Genomic DNA, 21,813 nt, shown 5'->3' with positions numbered 1-21,813 from the left:
ATGCATGTGGAAGTCCGTGATCTGAACAAACATTTCGGTGATTTTCATGCGGTAAAAGATGTCTCGTTCGATATTGCCAAAGGCCATCTAATCGGTTTGCTAGGCCCCAGCGGAGGTGGGAAAACGTCCATTCTGCGTATGCTTGCGGGGCTTGAGAACCCGGGTTCCGGGGAGATTCGTTTTCACGGAAAGGTCGTAAACCATCTGCCTCCGCAGGAGCGTGGGATCGGATTTGTATTTCAGAACTATGCCTTGTTCAAACATATGACAGTATTTGATAATATCGCCTTTGGACTCAAGGTCAAAAAGACTCCCAAAGCTCAGATCCGTGATCGGGTCATGGAGCTTGTGGAGTTGACGGGATTGAAAGGTTTCGAACAGCGTTATCCGCATCAGTTGTCTGGTGGACAGCGGCAGCGTGTTGCTTTTGCCAGAGCATTGGCCCCGGAGCCACAGCTACTATTGCTGGATGAACCTTTTGCCGCCATTGATGCCAAGATCCGTCAGGAACTTCGTTCATGGCTGAGAGAGCTGATTGAGCGGGTGGGCATCACTTCGATTTTTGTAACCCATGACCAGGATGAAGCGATTGAAGTTGCCGACGAAATTATGATTATCAGCCAAGGACGGTTAGAACAGAAGGGCACGCCATGGGATATTTACAAAAACCCGGAGACACCTTTCGTTGCTACATTTATCGGGGAATCTACCGTCGTGGAGGATGCTTCACAGCTCAAGGGCTTTGAACATGCGGTGGAAGGGGAACGCACACGTGCACTGATTCGGCCTGAGTATATCGAGATTGGTTTGAAAAACGAGTTTAGCATGCTGTCCGCTACTGAAAAGGGTACCGTCAAACACCTTCATTTCCGTGGAAGTGAATGGATGGTAGAAGTGGAAGTTGAGGGGCATAAACTCATTACGTATCGTTCTCTGGAGAAAACAACCTTGCAAGTCGGTCAACAGATTCGTGTGCTCGTGCATCGTGCTTATCTGTTCAATGATACCCATAGCTGGGTTGTTGAGAATCGGTTGAAAGAAGATCCAATGCCAGTCATTATCTAATCAGAAGATCATTTGATTCAGTAAAGTTTTAGAATTTTGGAGAGAGGTGCTGCCCATGCAGACGAGGAAGAAGAAAGCCATACCTATATATGTTGTCCTCATGCTTCTGCTCGTCTGCATGACCGTTGGATGTAGTAAGCAGGAGGAAGCGAGCGGACAGAACGGAACCTCGACAGGCGACCAATCTAACACATTGGTTATCGGTGCTTACAGTGTAGCCAAAGATGCCGTTGGAGAGTTGCTGCCCGAATTCCAAGCGGTATGGAAGGCGAAGACCGGACAGACTGTGCACTTCCAGGAATCCTATGAAGCCTCCGGCACACAAGCCAGAGCGATTGTGGGTGGATTCGAAGCTGATGTAGCGCTTTTGGCAATGGAAAGTGATATCGACAAGCTGGTCAAAGCCGATCTGGTCAGTTCCAATTGGAAACAGGCACCGAATGATGGCATGATCACCCGTTCGATCGTCGTTCTGGGTACAAGGGCAGGCAACCCGCTGGGGATTCGCGATTTTGAAGATTTGACCAAGCCGGGTGTTAAGGTGCTCTATCCGAATCCGAAGACGTCAGGCGGAGCCCAGTGGGATATTAATGCCATCTATGGTGCAGGATTGAAGCTGTCTGAGGAGCAAGGAAAGAAAGATCCTGCCGTGGCTAAAGCCTTTTTGGAAAAGGTGCATGAGAATGTCGAGTCATTGGATAAGAGCGGTCGTTCTTCAATGGCGGCATTTGAGTATGGCGTGGGGGATGTTATCGTCACGTATGAGAATGAATTGCTTGCCCGGATAGCGAAGGGTGTAAATTATGACATCGTGGTTCCCAAAAACACGATACTGATTGAAAATCCAGCGGTTGTCGTAGACAAATATGCGGATAAACATGGCAACCGTGAATTGGCTGAGGCCTTTATAGCGTATCTGCGTACGCCGGAAGCACAGCGCATTTTTGCCAAGCATGGTTTCCGTTCGGTAGACCCTGAAGTGTTTGCAGAAACGAAGTCCTCGTTCCCTACGCCTGAAGGTCTGTTCGATATAAACTACCTCGGCGGATGGGATAAGGTACGCAGCACACTGTATTCCAAACGAGGCGTATGGTACCAGGTGTTGGCAGGGTTATAGTGTTTGCGATCCCAACCTTCATTTCACTCTATCCAGTGAGGTGGAGGTTTTTATATTATCAGGGAGAACACCGACCCATCCGCTCGGGGACGGGATGAAGAACCGGAGTGGATGGAAGTTTCGCCAGGCCACTTTGTATCCGGCTATCGGGACAGGATATAATGAATTAGGAATATCCATGGAATAATGATATATAGTGACAGGAAGGTGTGAGTTGGATGAGTGCTGAGTTTAAGTTGTCCCAAAATACAGCCATTCGGCTGGAACAGGCTCGTGGCAAAGGCATGTCGGATGCAGCTTTACTGGAGGCGATACAGGCCAAAGATGTGGCTGCGTTCGATGCCGTGTCTGAGGAGCACTACAGATATGATGATTTTTTCTCCTATGCGGACGAGCATGGCGAGAATCTGGAAGGTGCGGTTAAAGACGGCTACCGGATTACCTTTAATACTCGTGGTGGTCTGGGGATCTACTTGCAAAAGTCTTTCGGATTACTGCCGGAGCAAGATTTCACTGTTGGTGAAGGCATCGTAACCGGGTTAAAATTAAAAACAGAACAGGCAGATGTACTGGCCAAACGCCTTGCATCGAATTGGGTTATTACTGAGTCAAAGGAAGTGCCTGAAGGTCAGGAATTGACGTTGAAGCTGAGGGCTTTGATTTAGCTGATAGTGAAACAAAGGATATGAAGTTGGACTGCTAAATGTCAGACAACAGAGACGGTCCCGTTTGCAGTGAATAACTGCGCGGGAGGGTCTTTTTTTTGCAAAAACAGAGGTGGGAGATTACAATTTACATATCATGAATCAGATGGAATATAAATTGGGATGCATTGCTTCCGGGATAGAGAGGGGACTTTCATAATGAATCAGCTAACATTTCTGGGAACCGGGGATGCGATGGGTGTTCCGCGGGTGTATTGTGATTGTGACGTCTGCACAGAAGCACGGCTTACGGGAATCAACCGCCGCAAACGCTCTTCTGTTTTGATCCATGGAGATGGCGAGCACGAACCTTTCATGATTGACTGCGGACCGGACTGGAGGTCGCAGATGGAAGACCTCGGGATGCGGATGGTGCAGACGCTGCTAATTACTCATGCGCATTTTGATCATATTGGAGGCTTACCGGAATGGGCCGATGCCTGTCGCTGGTTGGGTGTAAAAGGGCAGTTGTATGCACCACGGGAAGTAATTGCGACCATCCAAAGTCAGTTTCCATGGCTTGGTCGCCATATGGATTTTCTGGAAACGGATGATGATATCGAGCTTGGTGGATGGAAGGTGTACTCCTGGAAAGTTTGCCACGGTCATAATGGCTATTCGTATGCGTATCGACTGGAACGTGAAGGATACACCTGGGCGTATTGCTCGGATGCCATTGATTTGAAGGCTGCGGAGAAGCAGCCATTGTACGGATTGGATCTGCTGATCCTCGGAACGAGCTTTGTTCATGAGCTTGCGGAATTCTCCACACGTTCGGTGTATGACATGGTTGAGGCGCAGGAGCTTTTGCAGGAGTTGAAGCCGGGTCAGACTTATTTTACACATATGTCTCACGACGTGGATGTACGACAGAATTATAATCTGGATCAGGGAATTACGCTGGCACTTACCGGTCTGCAGGTGAAGCTGGGAGAATAGGATAACCATCCTAAAAATAAATTCAGAAGAGCGTATCCTTTGCCGGAGGTTCTTCGTTTACATAGTGTAAAGCAATTACAGCAAGGGAATTGAAGCAAGATCAATCAGGAACCAACAAAGGGGGGCCCCAAACATGGCCTTTGTGAAGTCCGTGGATTGCAGAATCAACAGACCACATGATGATAAACCGATTGAACCATATAGCCATTACAGTGTCCAAACCGGATATACGTTAGAGCAAACGATTGAAGCTGCGCTGCCGAACCTGCTGGGCTCATTGTACGCCTACTGCATGTCATTAACTGGTTCAGTCTGGGAGACGGAGGATCTGGTTCAGGATACCTGTGTTAAAGCACTATCCTCTTCAGCTACCCGAAGAACGGGAATGACAGAGGACATGAACTGGGAAGCCTATCTCATCCGTGTTGCACGCAACACCTGGATTGACGCCATACGGAAGCGTGAGAACTTGGCGAGCAAACTGGAAAGCATGAAGCCATTTATGCAAGAATTTGAGGAAGAAGAGCGATTCGAGGAAGTGGAGTCCGCTGTTCAGATCCTTGTGAATGAACTGCCACCGTGGCAGCGAGCGATATATATGTTACGTGATTTGATGGGATACACAACGGTAGAGACTGCTGAACTGTTGGACACGACGGAAGGAGCGGTCAAAGCCGCCTTGAATCGTGCCCGTTCTGCACTGGCTAAAGTGAGACACAGCCTGAACGAAGCGGATTCTGATCAGACAAATCAAGCGGATGAGAATCAACAAAATCGGGAGGAACTGCGCAGTTATTTACTGGCATTCCGCAGCGGTGATACAGCCCGTTTAATTGATCTATGCCTGAATCAGACCGATGATCCGATGGCTGTAGCGGGAACGATTTTGCAGCAGACTCTGCCGTCTCAATCGATGCAACCAGTGATGTACAGTTATTCAAGCTCCGGTACGAATTCCATGTCGTATGGGGGAGGATATACGGTCAGCATGGTTGCATAAACCGGGGAGGCAAAATGCATGAACGTGGTACCTTATGTTGTTGAACAGACAGCCCGCGGAGAGCGGAGCTATGATATTTATTCCCGTTTGCTGAAAGATCGAATCATTATGGTATCCGGGGAAATTGAGGATCAGATGGCCAATGCGATCGTGGCCCAATTATTGTTTCTGACCGCAGAGGACCCGGAGAAGGATATCCAGATGTATATCAACAGTCCAGGTGGTTCCGTGACCGCCGGTTTCTCCATCTATGACACGATGCAATTCGTGAAGCCTGACATTTCCACGATCTGCACAGGCATGGCGGCGAGCTTCGGTACGATTCTGCTGGTTGGTGGAACAAAAGGGAAACGACTGGCGCTGCCGAACAGTGAAATCATGATTCACCAGCCGCTTGGCGGTACGCGAGGGCAGGCATCGGATATGCTGATTCACGCGAACCGGATTATCCAGCACCGCCAGCGCCTCAACAAGCTGCTTGCCGATCATACGGGACAGCCAATGGAGCGGATTGAAAAGGATACTGACAGAGATTATTTTCTGACTGCGGCAGAAGCCGTGGAGTATGGACTGGTGGATAAGGTCATATCCAGTCCGTAGGCTGCTTGCAGATAACAGAAACGCTGATTAGTATAACATAATAGGACAGAGTAAACGCAACAGCCCGAAAGGTTATTTAGTGCCTTTCGGGTTTGTTATGTTTAGTTTTTTTACTGGTATAGCGAGTATATCTTTTAGCTTTTGGACGACAGGCTGGAGCTGACCTCAGCAACGTGCCATCAGGTATTTTCAGCCAGCGCAATAAGTCTGCTCATGCCCTCCCGGATCTGCTGCTCGTGAGCATAAGAGAAGGAGAGACGCAGTTTGCGACTGGCGTCCGCATCGGAAGGATCGAACACCGTTCCCGGCACAAAAGCAACGGAATGCTCCATGCATCGGTGAAGCAATCGCCCTGTATCAACGCCTTCCGGAAGCTCTGCCCAGATGTTAAGTCCACCTTCGGGGCGAGTCCAAGTCCAATTGGTTTGTTGAAGGCACTGTTCCATGACTTCCATCCGTAGCTGAATGGCGGTACGCAGCTTGGACAGGTGCTGGTGCATGCGTGGCGACTGGAAATAACGGAGGAACAGCTTCTGATTCAGCAGAGGTGATCCGTTATCCGTCAGTGCCTTTACAGCCTGTAATCCCGGCATGAACCGGGGACGGCACATAATGGCGGCAATCCGCAGACCCGGCACAACATATTTGCTATAGCTGCGAATATAGAGCGTATGCCCTGTTGTATCGTATGTGAAGATCGGCGCCGGAGGCTTTTCTTTGAAATAGATATCGTAAGTGCTGTCGTCTTCCACCAGGAAACATCCGTACTGTTCCGCCAGTTCAGGCAATTGTTTGCGTTGCTCGGTTGGAATATTGATGCCCGTAGGATTCTGGAAGGTCGGCGTCATATAAAATACTCTTGGTTTTTCTTGCTTCATAAGGCGTTCAATCTGTTCCAGATCGTAGCCGTCAGGATGAATATCGGTAAAAATCAACTTTGCACCCTGTTTGCGGAAAATCTCCATCGCAGGCCCATACGTAGGCCTCTCCATGAGTACACGGTCACCGGGTCTGACGAGACTTCGAGAGATGACATCAATGGCCTGCTGTGCACCGGAAGTAATCAGCACTTCATCGGCTGAGAGATAGAAACGCTCCCTCGTCGTCAGATGGCTTGCCAAGGCAATACGCAGCTCCAGATCTCCCTGAATTGTGGAGTATGTGCCAAGCAGACGGGGATATAGATCCAGCAAATCCCGCATCAGCTCGCCCCAATATCGGTTTGGCAGCAGGGCGGGATCAATCAATGATTTAGAAAATTGGAATTCCGCCTCAAGGGATTGTACGCGGGCAAGTGAATCCCAATGCAGCCAAGCGGATACTGCCGGGTCATCGGCCTGGTCTGTCACGGGAGAAGGGTCAACAGGACTAACATAATAACCGGACTTATCCTTGACGTATACATTCCCGCGATCTTTTAACTCCTGATAAGCCTTGAAAACAGTGAGGCGATGAACGCCGAGCAGCTCAGACAGGCTCCGCACGGACGGCAGCTTCTCATTTTCTTTCCACTCTCCCGCTTCGATCCGTACAACAAGATAATGTACCACTTGCTCATATAGTTTCAGGCTGTTATCTGTCATCAACATGGCTTTGCCCACCCCGCTCACACTCCTTTTGAACTCCATTGTAACAGCAAATGAGAGCTAACTGTTCTGTTTTATTCATTCTGTTCTGTAGACGGTGCTATATGATGGAGAACAGATGAAGGAGGGGCTAGCATGGTTGGATTAGCATTTACCGTAATGTGTCTTATTTTTGGAACAACGTTTCTGGCGATTAAAATTGGCGTGGAGGCAGGCATGCCGCCTTTTCTGTCGGCCGGACTACGCTTTATTATTGCAGGTGCTCTAATGTTTGCATGGATGTGGATGAAAGGGAAAGTGAACCTGTCATTACTTTGGCGGAAAGAGATGCTTCTGACAGGGGCCGGACTGACGTTCGGAACCTTTGCGACTTTATATTGGGCTGAACAATATGTGAGCTCTGGTGTTGGCGCGATTCTGTCAGCAACAGGTCCGCTGATGATTATGGTAATGCAGACAGCATTGTTGCGTCAAAAAACGTCCGCACGCATGATTGCGGGCTGTCTGATCGGTTTTGCCGGGGTTATTCTCGTTGTATTGCCGGGTGTATCCATCGGTGCAAATTCCCTGTGGTTATGGGGGTGTATTGCCGTATTGGTGGGTGAAGTCTGTTACTCGGCGGGTGCATTGTACTCCAAAAAGGTCATTAACCAGTTTAAGGAGGCCAGTCCTGTAGCGATTAATGCGGTGCAGATGATGTACGGAGGATTGCTTTTATCCGCGCTCTCAGCAGTGACGGAATCATGGAGCACAACGGGACTGGATTGGGTGCCAGCGGTATCATCTCTGATCTATCTGACGGTAGTCGGTTCGATGGTTGGTCACAGCTTGTTCTACTGGATCATGTCTCGTACCAACCCGCTGTTTCCAGCAACCTGGTTATACATCTCCCCTCCGATTGCGGTTGGTCTTGGGGCGGTTCTCTACAATGAGCACGTAAGCTGGATTACGTGGATCGGTGTTGCGCTGATCGTTTCGGGTTTGCTGGCGATGAATGAGAAAGTGATGGGCTGGTTGCAGAAAGGAAAACGCAAAACTCTATTGGGTCAGACTTCCAATTCTATGGTAAAATAGGAAATATATATTTTTACGCAGGAATGAGGAGAGACATCACATTGAACAGACAGGGACTCGGTGTTGTGTTATTGTTTGCGGGAATTGTGCTCGTATCTTTGAACGACTGAATAGAAAAACAGCCCGGAATCCACAATCTACTGTGGTCTCCGGGCTGTTCTGTCTCTGAAGCATTTACTCTGCGTTCAGCACAAATTTCTCAATAACCTGCTTCACGCCGTCTTCGTTATTGCTCGCGGTGATGTAGTCTGCCAGCTCTTTCAGAGCAGGGATCGCATTGCCCATCGCTACACCCAGACCTGCAACTTCCAACATTTCATGGTCATTCCAGGAATCGCCGATGGCGATGCATTCGCTCAGTTCGCGGCCAAAGTGATCTGCCAGGAACGTAAGTGCATGGCCTTTGGTTCCCTCATGATGCATGATTTCAAGGAAGTATGGCTTGGATTTGGTGATGTGCACTTCAGGTCCGAGCAGTTTGCGCAAGTCAACTGCAACTTCGTCGAGGTAGTCCGGCTCATCAATGATGAGCAGTTTCGGTGTTTTTTGCTCGATCACTTTGATGAAATCCGGTTCGATATGGTACTGCGTACCGTTCAGCTTGGCGTAATCACGCAGCTTGTCGTTTTCTTCACGGGCATATAATTTATCGTCAATGTACGTTTGCAGGTGCAGATTATGCTCCAGGCAGTAGTCGTACAATTTGCGGGAAGCGTCCTGTGGAACGTAGCGCTCATAGAGTACTTTTTCATCCAGCAAGTTTTTCACCAAAGCGCCTTGATACGTAATGATTGGCACGTTCAGTCCTGTCTGACGAGCCAGTGCTTGTGCAGAAGCATAGGCACGTCCAGTAGCCAAAGTTACAACGACACCATGAGCAACCGCTTGTTCCAGGGCGGTCTGTGTTGCGGGCGTTACTTCCTTGTTGTCGTTGATCAGGGTATCATCAATGTCAATTGCGATTAATTTGTAGGTCATCTGTGTTTCTCTCCTTTTTATCTGTATCTATACCCGACTTAATCTATATCAGTTCAACAAAACTTTTTACACGAGAACGGAGAGGACAGAAAAAACCTGAAGAAGCGGAGCGTTCGCCTTTATCACCGGATTTTCCCTTTGAAGAAGGGAATCAAAAAAATCTGGGGATAACAGCGATCGGAAGGTTATTCTGTCATCGGAGTGGCAGGTGTAAACTTTCTTGGGTTGAACTTATATATCTACTCCTCCAGGAAAATAAGGCCAATAAAGTCCTCCAGCTCCAGGTTGCCGAAGTAATGTTTTACATCCAAACCCTCAAGTGCAGTACGTACCTCGGATTCCTCGTAACGCTTACCACGCAGCATATCTTCGATATCCGCTACATCGCCTACGCCGAAGAAGTCACCAAAGATTTTGACATCTTCAATGCGTCCATCTTTGATATTCATGCGCAGGTCAATGATGCCGACAGGGAATTTGCGTGTATGCTTCACATTACTCTCCGGTGACAAGCCGTAGTTCCAATCCCAGTTGCTATAACGCTCGGCGGAGATTTCCTTGATCTTGTCCCAATCTTTCTCCGTGAGTTCATATTGAGGGACGTCCTGTGGCTCCATGCGGAAAATGTGACGCAGCAGCTCGTCCCGGAATTGTTCAATGGTCAGATTGCTATCGATCAGATCACGAATGTTGGCAACCCGGCTGCGTACGGATTTGGTGCTCTTGGACTTGAACTTCTCGGGATTCACGTTGAGTGAAGCCTGGACGTGGTCGAGGTTCAGGTTAAACATCAATGTGCCGTGACTGAACATGCGACCGCGCGTGGAGAATTGGGCGTTGCCCGAAATTTTCTTTTCTCCGACTTGCAGATCGTTCCGTCCCGTCAGTTCGGCATTGACACCGAGTTCTTGCAGGGCTTCCACCACAGGCTGCGTGAATTTGCGGAAGTTGTGGAAGGATTGTCCGTCATCCTTGGTAATAAAGCTGAAATTGAGGTTGCCCAGATCGTGATAAACGGCTCCGCCTCCCGAAAGACGACGTACGACTTGAACACCGTTATCCTGAACATACTCAATGTTGATCTCTTCAATGGTATTCTGATGTTTTCCGATAATAATGGACGGGCGGTTGATGTAAAACAGCAAGTAGCTGTCATCCATCGGCAGATGCTTCAGGATGTATTCCTCAATGGCGAGGTTTACAGAAGGATCTGTAATGCCCTGGTTATCAACAAACAGCATGGTCATTCCTCCATTAATGTATGTGAGGGATAGAATATCCCTTATGTAGTGATGCTTTACGGAATCGAAATTCCTTCTCTATTGTAAACGAATTGTCGATAGGACACAAAGGAATTACAGCTCGAACGGGCTTGAACAGGCAAAACAGGATTGACCCCTGACTGTCACGACATCCATAATAAAAAGGACATGCAGAAAGGATGACGGATAGAATGACCGGTTTAATTGAAGTTTTCGGACATGGCGGTGATGTGGAGACAGCCGCTGCACGTTTTGGAGGGAATGCTGCGGATTTCCTTGATTATAGCGCGAACATTAATCCACTGGGTCCACCTAGGGAAGTGTTGGAGGCTCTGGAGCATGGATGGCAGACGGTACTTCGTTACCCCGATCCGGGTCATCGGGCGTTCAAATTGCTGCTCAGTGACCGACTGGGTTTAACCCCGGATCACATATCCGTGGGCAACGGGGCGGCGGAAAGCATGGCTCTAATCCTGCTTGGACTCGCGCCACGTAGAGTAGGCACGGTAGAGCCTGGTTTTTCGGAGTACAGTGCATTATCCAGACAATTTGGAGCAGAAGTCCATTATGTTCGAGGACGGGAAGAACTGGACTGGCGAGCAGAACCGGAGGATATCGAAAAGCTGATGGAACGGGTGGACTTGCTTTTCCTTGGACAGCCGAACAATCCCAATGGAGTGCAGTATCCGGTTGAGGTTCTACATCGGCTTGCGCGTAAAGCGGAGATCACAGGCAGCATATTGGTGGTAGATGAGGCGTTTATGGACTTTATTCCTGAGTCACAGCGGCAATCGCTTGCGCCCAGATTGAAAGAGTATCCCCAAGTGATCATCATTCGTTCGATGACCAAGTTTTACGCCATTCCAGGCTTACGATTGGGCTATGCGCTGGGTCATCCTGAGCTGATTCATGCCATGACTGAGAAGCAAGTGACCTGGAGTGTGAATGGGCTGGCGCTGATCGCAGGACAAGCCTGTCTGCGCAGTGGAGAGAATTTTGAACAGGAGACCATGGCACTGATGTCCTACGAGCGGGATAGATTAACGACAGGGCTGGAGACTTTGGGATGTAAGGTGACACGAGGGGAAGCGAACTTTATATTGGCAACTCTGCCAGAGCCGTGGACAGCGACATCCATGCAGGCTGCTCTCGGTGAACGCGGTATACTGATTCGGAGTTGTGCCATGTATCCGGGACTTGGGGAGCGCCATGTACGCTTTGCAGTCAAGGACGCGGAGGCTAACGGGCGTTTACTGGAGACAATGGAAAATGTAATGGAGCTTGACACGACAACCGGACTAGAGGCAGGGGGGCAGAACGATGGCACTGCCATTCTATAACGCTTATAAGCAATGCATGGATGTACAAACAGACTATAACGAATATAGATCTTCTGTGTGGCCGGGACTAAACATCTCTGTACATGAACGACATATTAAAGCTTCAAGCCCCTCTGTTGTAAAAGCACTTTCCAGTGCCGTGTATGGGGGCGGTATGATTGAATTGGACCGTATATTCAACATCTATGTGGACAGACATTATCGGTGTGACGATCCACCGCGTGATATTGCCGATCTATTGAGTGAATGGCAGGAGCAGCAGGATCAATGCGCCGGACTTCTGACTGCAGTTCAATTAGAGCACACGGCTATCCAGGAATATGAAAGCGATGAGTTCGGATTACTCTGCTGTACGACAGCAGGGGTATCCAACGCTGCACGGGCAGGTTCTGCAAGAACTGTGTTTGATGCTGCGGGGAATGAGATGGGGCATGAGACCGTGCCTCAGAACCTTGGGAAAAGCTCAGTTTCAAGCTACAAACCCGGTACGATCAATATCATGTTGTGGATGAACGGGCGAATGACCGCCGGAGCGATGGTGAATGCCATTCAGACTGCGGTAGAAGCAAAGGCCGCTGCGTTAGCTGATTTCGGTGTGATGGATTCCGAAAATGGGCTGACCGCAACTGGAACAACAACGGATGCTATCGTGCTCGCGGTAAGTCAGACTGAAGAAAATAAACCGCTCATCAGTTACGCCGGAACGGCTACGGTCATGGGTGCTGCGATCGGCAGGCTGGTATATGACACGATAACGGAAAGTTTGCAAGCCGCGCAGGAGTGGAAAGAGAGGAATAACAAGCAATGATATCTCTGCTGCATCAATGGGCTTCCTGGCCGATCTGGACGGGAATGGCCGGAGCCTGGATTATTATAGGGGCATACATACTGGATCGCTGCATCGGAGATCCACGCTGGATTCCTCATCCGGTGATTGGCATGGGCAAGGCCATCTCTACACTGGAGCGGGCGATAAGGTCGCGTGTGGACTCAAACCGGGCCCTTAGAAGGGCAGGAATTTTATTTCCCATTTTGATTGCAGGGGGAGCTTTTGCAGTGACTTGGGGATTGGTATATGTACTGGGCCTCATTCATCCTGCCATTGCGGTTGTGGCTGAAGTGGTGTTGATCGCAACCACCATTGCTTCCAAAGGTTTGAAGGATGCAGGCATGGAAGTCTACCGCCATCTAAGTCAACAGGATTGGCCTGCGGCGAGACGTTCACTGGGCATGATTGTAGGGCGTGACACGGCTCATCTGGATGAACCGGAGGTTGTGCGGGGAACGGTAGAGACGGTTGCCGAGAATATCGTGGATGCCATCGTTTCTCCACTGTTTTACGCCCTGATTGGCGGTGCACCGCTTGCCATGGCTTATCGGGCCGTGAATACGCTGGATTCCATGGTAGGTTATAAAAATGAAGAATATCTTTATCTCGGCTGGGCATCTGCCCGTCTGGATGATTGGGCCAACTGGATTCCCGCACGGCTTACCGCCCTGCTTTTGATTATAGGAGCCTGGTTCATGAAACTGGATGCGAGAGGGGCAGCGAGCATGGTATCCCGGGATGCACGGCTGCACCCAAGCCCTAACAGCGGTTTTCCCGAGTCAGCAGTGGCCGGAGCGCTGGGCATAAGACTTGGCGGTCATAACGTGTACCACGGAGTGGCTTCATTTCGCGCTTATATGGGCGAGCCGTCACGTCGGATGGAAGCAGAAGATATTGTACGAACAACAAGACTTATGTTTTGGTCAGCAGGTTCTTTTGTTTTATTATGTTGGCTGTTCACCCTAGGGATATGGGCTGCTGGAGGTGCACTGCTATGGATATAGAAGCTGGACATAGTGGAATACAAAGCCGAGAGATTATGTTGATACGTCATGGTATAACAGCGTGGAATTTGGAAAAAAGATATCTCGGGCATACCGACATCGGTCTGCTGCCAGAAGCAGAGCAGGAGCTGGCTCTGCTGCGCGAAGAGATCAGCCATGTCACATGGGACGCCCTCTATTGCAGTGATTTGTTGCGTTGTCAGCAGACACTCATACACATTGCACCGTCCCAAGTGGGACAGGCCAAGCTTGATGCCCGTCTAAGGGAGATTGACTTTGGTCAGTGGGAGGGATTGACCTATGACCAGCTCAAGGACAATCCACAGTACCGTGACTGGATCGATGCCCCACAAGAGGTGACGCCCCCGAAGGGCGAGCCATGGAAGGCATTTGCTGCGCGGATTGATTCATTTTTGGAAGAGAGTCTGTTGTCCTTTTCACCAATACTGCATTCTCGCAGCATGAATGTGCCAAAGGTAGCCGTGATTACGCATGGCGGTGTTATTCGTTATATGGTATCACGTCTCATTCCGCATCAAGGATTCTGGGATACGCAGGTGATACCAGGACAAGCGATAAAGATTCGGCTGGATGGCGATGGGGACAGCTGGGTTGGAACCAGATTGACTTTTCCATAAATCAGGTTGTAAGGATGTACAATATAACCTATAATCACAACAGAAGTGTGACTTAGCAAATGCATCATTAGAGAAGGGCCTTATGCCTTGCAATGGATGCAGGATGCTCACTTGAATGGTTAAACTATATTAGCGACCAAGGGTCCCGCGTGCATGCAGCAACGTTTCATGGTTTCTTATCAGACTATGAACAGCAAACGGGTGAAATAGGGAAGCCGGTGTAAATCCGGCACGGTCCCGCCACTGTAAATCAGGATGAATTCCTGTAAGTCAGGTTACCTGCCCTGGACGTACAAGCCGGTGTTCCTTCGAGGAAAGGACAGCGTTTCGGGCAGTTCTCTGTGCATGTACAGCGTTAAGCTGGCATGTGCTGATCGCCACATGCGAGACGTCATCCCTGATCCTGACCAAGGATTGGGGATTTTATTTTTTCGGAACACAAATTCAAGCGGAATTGGGACAGGAGCACTACTCACTAGAATGGATAGAGAAGGGGAGAATGAACACAATGAATTTCAAGACATGGAAAGGCATGGCGTCACTGCTGAGCGCAGCGATGCTGGCACTGGCTTTGGCCGGATGTGGAACAACAACAACGAATGAGGGTACAGGAACCTCGCAACCTGCACAGGAGCAATCCCAAGGACAGGCGCAGACAGATCTCAAAACACAATATCCACTCACGGTTACCGATGCTACGGGTGAATCGTTTACGTTTGACAAAGCACCAGCCAAAATCGTATCCGTATCTCCGGCTGAAACGGAATCCCTGTTCGCACTCGGATTGGACGAGCAGATCGTTGGAGTATCCGACTATGATGATTATCCGGAAGCAGCAACAGCAAAACCAAAAATGGGCGGTATATCAAAGCCTAACGAAGAGTCGATCATTGCAGCTGAAGCAGACATCGTATTTACAGGCATTTCCATGAGTGAAGACGCTGTGAAGAAACTGCGTGATCTGGGCATCACCATTTTCAAAACAAATCCCAAATCAGTGGATGATGTAATGACCAACATCGAAACATTTGGTAAAATCACGGATCATCAGGAAAAAGCACAGGAGATCATCACCCAGATGAAACAGGATGTGGCTGATGTAACTGAAGCTGTGAAGGCAGTTAAAACGGAAGAGAAGAAAAAAGTATACGTTGAATTCTCCCCGGGCTGGACTGTGGGTAAAGGTGAATTCATGGATGAATTGATCACACTGGCCGGAGGTACCAACATTGCTTCCGACAAGGATGGTTGGTATGAAATTAATGAAGAGAACGTTATTGCTTCCAATCCGGATGTGATTCTGTATGCGAATGACGTCATTGATGAAAATTCCAAAACATTGGATCAAATCATCAAAGCCCGCAGTGGCTGGGATCAAATCACGGCTGTGAAAAACGATGCAGTCATTGGCCTGGATGCGAACCTGCTGAGCCGTCCAGGACCACGGGTAACTCAAGGTCTGAAAGAAGTTGCCAAAGCGATCTACCCTGACCTGTTCAAATGAGTAAAAAGCTGGCAGTGTACGGAACGGCCGGAATTGTGCTGCTTGTGTTAACCGTGCTAATCTGCACGGGCATCGGTTCGGTTGCCCTGCCAGTCCGGGACATTGCGGGCATCTTGCTTCATCGCATTCCCTGGCTGGGCGACTGGATTGTTCCTGACTGGAATACAGCAGCAGAACAGATTATATGGAAGGTCAGATTTCCACGTGTACTGCTGGCCGTACTTGTAGGTGCATCACTGGCGATTGCCGGAACGGGATTCCAGGGGGTTCTTCGGAACCCTCTGGCTGATCCGTTTACGCTGGGCGTATCGTCCGGTGCATCGGTGGGTGCGGCTTTTCTGATTTTCTTCGGATTACAGTATGCACTGATTGGAATCTGGACCCTGCCACTGGTCGCATTTCTGACGGGAGTAATCACATTGTGGTTTGTGCTGGCCCTCGCTCGTGAGGGACCCAAAATACCAACACACAGCCTGATTCTGGCTGGGGTGGTCATGCAAAGTTTCCTGGGAGCAGTCGTCTCCTTCCTGTCGACGATGTCGAAACAGACCATCAATGAAATTATATACTGGACGATGGGGAGTTTGTCACTGCGTGGGTGGTCGTATACGGCCATCCTTTTCCCGTATTTTGTGCTGGGACTAATCTTCCTCTGGAGCCGTGCGCGTTCGTTGAATGTGCTTGCCCTGGGGGAACGTCAGGCCGCGCATATCGGGGTTCGGGTTGACGGATTGAAGTTGTCGGTACTGGCTGTGGGTACGCTGCTTACGGCAGGCGCTGTCTCCGTATCGGGCGTAATTGGCTTCGTCGGACTGGTCATTCCGCATATTCTTCGGCTCATCGTGGGACCCGATTATCGATTGCTGGTGCCTTTGTCCGCGATTGGGGGAGCGATCTTTATGGTCTGGGCAGATACGATTGCACGCACATTGCTGGCGCCGACCGAAATTCCACTGGGGGTAGTGACGGCCTTTGTTGGAGCGCCCTTCTTCGCTTATTTGCTGCATCGGAACAAAAAGCTGCGGAAAGGGATGATGCCATGAGTATGTTCGTGAGAACAGACCTTACCGCGAACCGACAGATGATTAAGGTCACAGGAGCTGGTAAAATGTATGGTAACCATCAGGCTCTGCATGTGGTCGAATGGCAAGTCAAAGAGGGGGAGTGGTGGGGCGTTGTTGGCCCAAACGGCAGCGGCAAATCGACTCTCCTTCAGCTACTTGCCAGAACCGAACATCCGAGCGCAGGCAGCATACAGATTGATGGACGGGATATCTCCTCCTACACCCGTAAAGAATTGTCGCGCATGATTGCGGTCTTGCAGCAGGATGGCCTGCCTGCGATTTCCTATCCCGTAAGGGATGTTGTCGAGATGGGACGTTACCCTTACCAGAACTGGCTCGGAAAAGAAACGTCGGATGGAGCAGCAATAGTCGATCGGGTGCTGGAGGAATTGGGTTTAAGTGACATGGCCGAACGGTCTTTGGATGCGCTTAGTGGAGGACAGCGGCAGCGGGTTGCGCTTGCCAAAGTCATGGCTCAGGAACCACGGCTGTTGTTGCTGGATGAACCAACCACCTTTCTCGATATCAAATATCAATTGCAATTTATGGAGTTATTATCGGCATGGCGTCAAAAAAATCATATTACGATTGTGGCGGTGCTGCATGATCTGAACCTGGCCGCACAATTTTGCGACCACATTCTGGCACTGCGGGACGGAACATGCGTAGGGAATGGTACACCTCATTCGTTAATGACGGAAGAGAACATTCGGGAGATCTTCCGGGTGAGTCCGGCGATGGTGAGTCATCCCGACAATGGATTGCCACAGCTGTTGCTGAGGCGGGAGAAGAAGTGAACGAAGCGGGGGTGACCCCGTATTTTTAATAAAGGAAGTGCTGGCTGTATGAATAATGAACAGGTGTTGGAACAGTTACTAGGTCGGATCGTGGGTCCTAATGAAGAAGTGGCGGCGGAAGCCTCCGCACATGTGGATGCATTGACGAAACCACCCGGCAGTCTGGGCAAGCTGGAACAGCTGGTTATTCGTCTGGCGGGAATCACGGGCAAGGCTCGTCCTTGCTTTGATCGCAGAGCTGTTATCGTTATGGCTGCGGATCATGGGGTGGTTGAAGAAGGGATTAGTGCTTTTCCTGCTGAGGTGACTCCACAGATGGTCCTGAATTTCCTGGCGGGGGGAGCGGCTGTCAATGTCCTAGCTCGCCACGCTGGAGCTGATGTAATCTGTGTGGATATTGGGGTGAATGCCGATCTGGAACATCCGAACCTGATTTCCCGCAAGGTCCGCAAAGGCACAGCCAACATGGCAAAAGGTGCTGCAATGACCCGGGATGAAGCGATTCAGGCCATTCTTGCAGGGGCCGAAGTCGTCGCGAACGAGGTGGCTAAGGGGACGCAGTTGTTTGTCACCGGAGAGATGGGCATCGGCAATACAACCGCTAGTGCGGCAGTGATGTGTGCAATAACGGGGACAGCTCCTGCTTCAGCAGTGGGTCGGGGAACAGGCGTGGATGATGCCGGTTTGCAGCGCAAAGCCGCAGTGGTCAGCCAGGCTCTTAGCGTGAATGCTCCGAATGCAGACGATGCACTCGATGTGCTGTGCAAAGTGGGCGGACTGGAGATTGCCGGACTGACAGGCGTGATTCTAGCTGCCGCTGCAAACGGATGCCCCGTTGTCGTAGATGGATTTATCTCCACCGCTGCGGCGTTGATTGCAAGGCAGCTTGCTCCGGTCAGTACAGAATACATGATTGCTTCCCACACATCGCATGAAAGTGGACATGCAGCATTATTGCGTGAGCTTGGCCTGAAACCGATGCTGGACCTGGACATGCGTCTGGGTGAAGGCACCGGAGGCGTGCTCAGTCTTCATCTGATTGATGCCTCATGCCGTATTCTCAGCGAGATGGCGACATTTGCGAGTGCTGGTGTGTCGGATGGCACGACGGAGACTCAACCTAATGACGCTTCATCCGCTTCTGCTGATTCATCCGTTCCAGGAGAGGAATCCCCATGAGTGTACTCGTGACGGGCGGGGCTCGGAGTGGCAAAAGCTCGTTTGCAGAGCGTCTCTGTATGCAGCGTTCCTCCGAGGCCTGGTATGTGGCTACGGCTCAGGCTTATGATGACGAAATGCGCGAGCGTATACGTCTGCATCAGAATCAGCGGGATGAAGCAGGATATCTGTGGCATACGGTGGAGGAACCGCTGGATTTGCCTGAATTAATTACACGAATGGGAGAGTTTCACACGGGAAACTCTGCACCGACCATTCTGGTGGATTGTCTGACACTTTGGTTGACCAATGTGCTGTTAGCGCATGAACATGAGCCTGTGCAGGTATTGTACGATCATATGGACGAGCTGGTAGCTGCCATTCAGTTGTATCCTGGTCTGCTCGTGCTTGTTACCAACGAAGTGGGCGATGGCATTGTACCAGAGTATGCGCTGGGCAGAAGATATCGGGATTTGGCGGGCATTCTCAATCAACGGATTGCCGCGATTTGCCGTGAAGTGTTTCTGGTGACTGTGGGCATTCCGATTGAGCTGAAAAGCAAGGAGTACCGTTTATGAGTAAAGGCGATTTGGAACAAAAACATGCGGCCGCGGCCGCTTTTCAATTTCTGTCCCGATTCCCGGTGAAATTGCAGATTGATTTCGTCCCGCCATTATTGCGGGAGAGTGTAGTGTATTACCCGCTGGTTGGCGCGGTCATTGGATTGTGCGTCTGGTTAGGCGGAGCCCTGACAGGTGCGCTGCTTCCATCTTTTCCGGCGGCGGTATTAACTTTGACGCTATGGGTATGGCTAACCGGAGGTCTTCATCTGGATGGGTGGATGGATACGGCAGATGGTCTGCTCAGTTATCGCACCCGTGAACGAATGCTGGAAATTATGAAAGACAGTCGTGTAGGGGCCATGGGCGTGATCGCCTGTGTGCTTCTGTTAATGATGAAAGTAGCTTTGATTGCTGATTTTATTGCGCGTGGGAATTGGGCCTATGGAGCTTTGCTCATCCTGCCGCTGATCTGGAGCCGCTGGTTCATGGTGTATGCCATGGCGGCCTGGCCGAATGCCCGGAAGGACGATGGGCTTGCTGTCCTGTTCAAGGGGCTGGGAGAGCGGAGGGAAGTCCAGCGTGCACGCAGCTCTGCGGTAGGACTTACCATTCTGGCAGGTGTGATCACGTTGGCAGCGGTATGGATCTTCCAGCCGGATACAGCCATGTTCCAGGTGCTTGGGACAGAGAATGGATTGGGGACATTACCATGGTGGCTATACCCCGTTGCAGCGATCATTGCGGTGCCACTGGCTGGCTATGTGATTGGCAAATTCGTTGCCGGACGTATCAGTGAACGGCTGGGCGGACTTACAGGGGACACGTATGGGGCTATGAATGAGTTGCTGGAAGCCGCACTGCTAACGGTACTTAGTCTGTTACAGGGATTCTTTTTGATATAACGCTGAGAGCTGAGGTGAGGGAACGTGGAAGATACGTCTGTACAAACGTCCGAACAAACGGCGGCAGTATTAATGCTGCAAGGGACGGCATCGGATGTGGGGAAAAGCGTAATTACGACGGCGCTATGCCGAATATTCAAGCAGGACGGATTCAGGCCAGCCCCGTTCAAATCACAGAACATGGCGCTGAATTCCTACGTCACGGAAGACGGCAAGGAAATCGGAAGAGCCCAGGGGGCGCAGGCTGAAGCGTGCGGGATTGAAGCGACGACAGACATGAATCCGATCCTGATCAAGCCGGTTCGGGATATGCATTCCCAGATTGTCGTACACGGTGTACCTCTTGCGCAGATGAGTGCTTGGGATTATCGGCAGCATTTTCTTCCTGAAGCCAAGGAGACGGTCATGGATGCGCTGAATCGGCTACGCGCGACGTACGATATCGTGCTGATGGAAGGCGCGGGCAGTCCTGCGGAGATTAATCTGAAGGATCGGGATATCGTTAACATGAATCTGGCGGGCTGGGCGGATGCTCCGGTCATTCTGATCTCGGATATTGATCGTGGCGGGGTCTTTGCTTCCATTGTAGGTACACTGGAGCTGCTTGAGCCGCATGAGGCTCAGCGTGTAAAAGGATTCATCATCAATAAGTTTCGCGGAGATCTGTCCTTGCTGCAGCCTGGATTGGACTGGCTTGAGGAACGGACAGGCATTCCCGTATTGGGCGTGTTGCCTTACATAAGTGATATTCAGATTGAAGCGGAAGATTCCGTGGTGCTTGACTCCATGCGACACGGCAATTCCGGTAAGCAGGAGCTGGACCTTGTGGTCATTCGTTATCCGCGTATTTCCAACTTTACAGACTTTGATGCCCTTTCCAGGGAACCGGATGTGAATGTGCGATACGTGACTTCTCCCGATGATTTGGGGCACCCCGATGCCATTCTGCTTCCGGGTACAAAGGATACGATTGGAGATCTGGCATTTCTGCGTGCGTCAGGACTGGAGCAAGCGATAGCCAGCCAGACGGAGCGTGAACATGTTCAGCTTATCGGGATATGTGGTGGATATCAAATGCTCGGTCAGCATCTCAAAGATCCGTTTGCTGTGGAAGCGAATCAGATTCAGGAAGCCAATGGTTTGGGATGGCTGCCCCTGACGACAAGATTTCTACAGAACAAACAAACGGTAAGAGCCTCGGGGCATGTACATGGTTTTCATCCAATTCGTTTGCCCAAGGAGAGCGAAGCAGCAAGCTCATTGCCCATCAATGGATACGAGATTCATATGGGCGTTACCGAGTGTCTTGAGCCTGAACGTGTAACGGCCTTGTTCGAAATCGCCCATTCAGGGGGCCAACCCTTCAATGAAGGCTGGGGTACTGTGGATGGTAAGGTGTGGGGAACGTACCTGCATGGTTTATTTGAAAGTGATCAATTCCGGCGTTCGTGGCTTAATGGTCTTCGCGAAGGCAAAGGACTTGCTCCGCTGCTGGAGACGTACAGCGCACGTGAACGCAAGGAAATGGAGTTTGACCGTGTTGCCGAGTCGTTACGGTCTTCACTGGATATGCAACGGGTGTACGAGATTATGGGTGTTCAGGCACCCGTGTAAGAGTCTTAACAAACGTAGCCCAAGTTTAATTACTTGGCGAAGAGTTACCCATTGTAGTTAAGCATCTGCATTGGA

Annotated in this window: 21 protein-coding genes and 1 riboswitch; of the genes, 18 read left to right on the top strand and 3 right to left on the bottom strand. The window is 50.3% G+C overall.

The genetic code is table 11. The features are described from left to right. The 6 genes from Q0V21_RS15345 (at window position 1) to clpP (ending at window position 5,425) form a co-directional block, all read left to right on the top strand. Complete coding sequence (locus Q0V21_RS15345; RefSeq protein WP_024629354.1) at window positions 1–1,065, top strand: sulfate/molybdate ABC transporter ATP-binding protein; 1,065 nt, start codon at window positions 1–3, stop codon at window positions 1,063–1,065. A 55-nt stretch (window positions 1,066–1,120) separates the two neighbouring features. Beyond that, the gene (locus Q0V21_RS15340; RefSeq protein WP_301879598.1) at window positions 1,121–2,182 is read left to right on the top strand and encodes a sulfate ABC transporter substrate-binding protein; all 1,062 of its coding nucleotides are present in this window, start codon (window positions 1,121–1,123) and stop codon (window positions 2,180–2,182) included. A gap of 218 nt (window positions 2,183–2,400) precedes the next feature. Then, complete coding sequence (locus Q0V21_RS15335) at window positions 2,401–2,847, top strand: hypothetical protein (protein ID WP_079350793.1); 447 nt, start codon at window positions 2,401–2,403, stop codon at window positions 2,845–2,847. Window positions 2,848–3,045: 198 nt separating this feature from the next. After that, window positions 3,046–3,825, top strand: a complete 780-nt coding sequence (locus tag Q0V21_RS15330; RefSeq protein ID WP_079350792.1) for an MBL fold metallo-hydrolase — start codon at window positions 3,046–3,048, stop codon at window positions 3,823–3,825. A gap of 133 nt (window positions 3,826–3,958) precedes the next feature. Next, window positions 3,959–4,825 carry an RNA polymerase sigma factor gene (locus tag Q0V21_RS15325; protein WP_079350791.1) on the top strand — a complete coding sequence of 289 codons (867 nt, stop codon included), beginning with the start codon at window positions 3,959–3,961 and terminating at the stop codon, window positions 4,823–4,825. A gap of 18 nt (window positions 4,826–4,843) precedes the next feature. Further along, window positions 4,844–5,425: an ATP-dependent Clp endopeptidase proteolytic subunit ClpP gene (gene clpP, locus Q0V21_RS15320; protein WP_079350790.1), complete on the top strand. Its 582-nt coding sequence runs from the start codon at window positions 4,844–4,846 to the stop codon at window positions 5,423–5,425. A 179-nt stretch (window positions 5,426–5,604) separates the two neighbouring features. Here the strand turns inward: clpP and Q0V21_RS15315 are convergent, their stop codons facing one another. Further along, window positions 5,605–7,026, bottom strand: a complete 1,422-nt coding sequence (locus tag Q0V21_RS15315; protein ID WP_443146054.1) for an aminotransferase-like domain-containing protein — start codon at window positions 7,024–7,026, stop codon at window positions 5,605–5,607. Window positions 7,027–7,146: 120 nt separating this feature from the next. Here Q0V21_RS15315 and Q0V21_RS15310 point away from each other — a divergent pair, with 120 nt between their 5' ends. Then, window positions 7,147–8,085 carry a DMT family transporter gene (locus tag Q0V21_RS15310; RefSeq protein ID WP_301879597.1) on the top strand — a complete coding sequence of 313 codons (939 nt, stop codon included), beginning with the start codon at window positions 7,147–7,149 and terminating at the stop codon, window positions 8,083–8,085. Window positions 8,086–8,259: 174 nt separating this feature from the next. Here the strand turns inward: Q0V21_RS15310 and Q0V21_RS15305 are convergent, their stop codons facing one another. Together Q0V21_RS15305 and lplA are read right to left on the bottom strand one after the other, a co-directional pair. Then, a complete protein-coding gene (locus Q0V21_RS15305) occupies window positions 8,260–9,063 on the bottom strand; it encodes a Cof-type HAD-IIB family hydrolase (RefSeq protein WP_024629362.1) in 804 nt (267 codons plus the stop codon). 239 nt (window positions 9,064–9,302) lie between these two features. Continuing rightward, the gene (lplA, locus tag Q0V21_RS15300) at window positions 9,303–10,304 is read right to left on the bottom strand and encodes a lipoate--protein ligase (protein ID WP_024629363.1); all 1,002 of its coding nucleotides are present in this window, start codon (window positions 10,302–10,304) and stop codon (window positions 9,303–9,305) included. A 212-nt stretch (window positions 10,305–10,516) separates the two neighbouring features. On the opposite strand from lplA, the gene cobD reads away from it, so the two are divergent. The 11 genes from cobD to Q0V21_RS15245 all read left to right on the top strand — a co-directional run bounded on the left by cobD (window position 10,517) and on the right by Q0V21_RS15245 (window position 21,738). Beyond that, window positions 10,517–11,665, top strand: a complete 1,149-nt coding sequence (gene cobD, locus Q0V21_RS15295; RefSeq protein ID WP_301879596.1) for a threonine-phosphate decarboxylase CobD — start codon at window positions 10,517–10,519, stop codon at window positions 11,663–11,665. Continuing rightward, window positions 11,646–12,473: an adenosylcobinamide amidohydrolase gene (locus tag Q0V21_RS15290; RefSeq protein WP_301879595.1), complete on the top strand. Its 828-nt coding sequence runs from the start codon at window positions 11,646–11,648 to the stop codon at window positions 12,471–12,473. Before cobD ends, Q0V21_RS15290 begins: the two co-directional genes overlap by 20 nt. 44 nt (window positions 12,474–12,517) lie before the next feature. After that, a complete protein-coding gene (gene cbiB / locus Q0V21_RS15285) occupies window positions 12,518–13,498 on the top strand; it encodes an adenosylcobinamide-phosphate synthase CbiB (protein ID WP_079351041.1) in 981 nt (326 codons plus the stop codon). Beyond that, window positions 13,489–14,136 carry a histidine phosphatase family protein gene (locus Q0V21_RS15280; RefSeq protein ID WP_079350786.1) on the top strand — a complete coding sequence of 216 codons (648 nt, stop codon included), beginning with the start codon at window positions 13,489–13,491 and terminating at the stop codon, window positions 14,134–14,136. The genes cbiB and Q0V21_RS15280 overlap by 10 nt, the downstream gene beginning before the upstream one ends. Before the next feature lie 152 nt (window positions 14,137–14,288). Then, window positions 14,289–14,437: riboswitch (cobalamin riboswitch) on the top strand. 207 nt (window positions 14,438–14,644) lie between these two features. Next, a complete protein-coding gene (locus Q0V21_RS15275; RefSeq protein WP_301879594.1) occupies window positions 14,645–15,640 on the top strand; it encodes an ABC transporter substrate-binding protein in 996 nt (331 codons plus the stop codon). Beyond that, window positions 15,637–16,683, top strand: a complete 1,047-nt coding sequence (locus Q0V21_RS15270) for a FecCD family ABC transporter permease (RefSeq protein ID WP_079350785.1) — start codon at window positions 15,637–15,639, stop codon at window positions 16,681–16,683. Before Q0V21_RS15275 ends, Q0V21_RS15270 begins: the two co-directional genes overlap by 4 nt. Before the next feature lie 2 nt (window positions 16,684–16,685). Then, a complete protein-coding gene (locus Q0V21_RS15265) occupies window positions 16,686–17,501 on the top strand; it encodes an ABC transporter ATP-binding protein (RefSeq protein WP_301879789.1) in 816 nt (271 codons plus the stop codon). A gap of 48 nt (window positions 17,502–17,549) precedes the next feature. Beyond that, a complete protein-coding gene (cobT, locus tag Q0V21_RS15260; protein WP_094939801.1) occupies window positions 17,550–18,680 on the top strand; it encodes a nicotinate-nucleotide--dimethylbenzimidazole phosphoribosyltransferase in 1,131 nt (376 codons plus the stop codon). Beyond that, entirely contained in the window at window positions 18,677–19,237 is a 561-nt protein-coding gene (cobU, locus tag Q0V21_RS15255) for a bifunctional adenosylcobinamide kinase/adenosylcobinamide-phosphate guanylyltransferase (protein ID WP_301879593.1), read from the top strand. The genes cobT and cobU overlap by 4 nt, the downstream gene beginning before the upstream one ends. Beyond that, window positions 19,234–20,124, top strand: a complete 891-nt coding sequence (cobS, locus tag Q0V21_RS15250; RefSeq protein WP_301879592.1) for an adenosylcobinamide-GDP ribazoletransferase — start codon at window positions 19,234–19,236, stop codon at window positions 20,122–20,124. Before cobU ends, cobS begins: the two co-directional genes overlap by 4 nt. A gap of 72 nt (window positions 20,125–20,196) precedes the next feature. Continuing rightward, entirely contained in the window at window positions 20,197–21,738 is a 1,542-nt protein-coding gene (locus tag Q0V21_RS15245) for a cobyric acid synthase (protein ID WP_301879788.1), read from the top strand. Window positions 21,739–21,813: the final 75 nt, after the last annotated feature.

Source organism: Paenibacillus sp. 11B (assembly GCF_030487755.1).
Classification (GTDB): domain Bacteria; phylum Bacillota; class Bacilli; order Paenibacillales; family Paenibacillaceae; genus Paenibacillus; species Paenibacillus vandeheii.
Note: the sequence above shows the minus strand (reverse complement) of the source record. Positions and strands in the feature narration are given on the sequence as shown.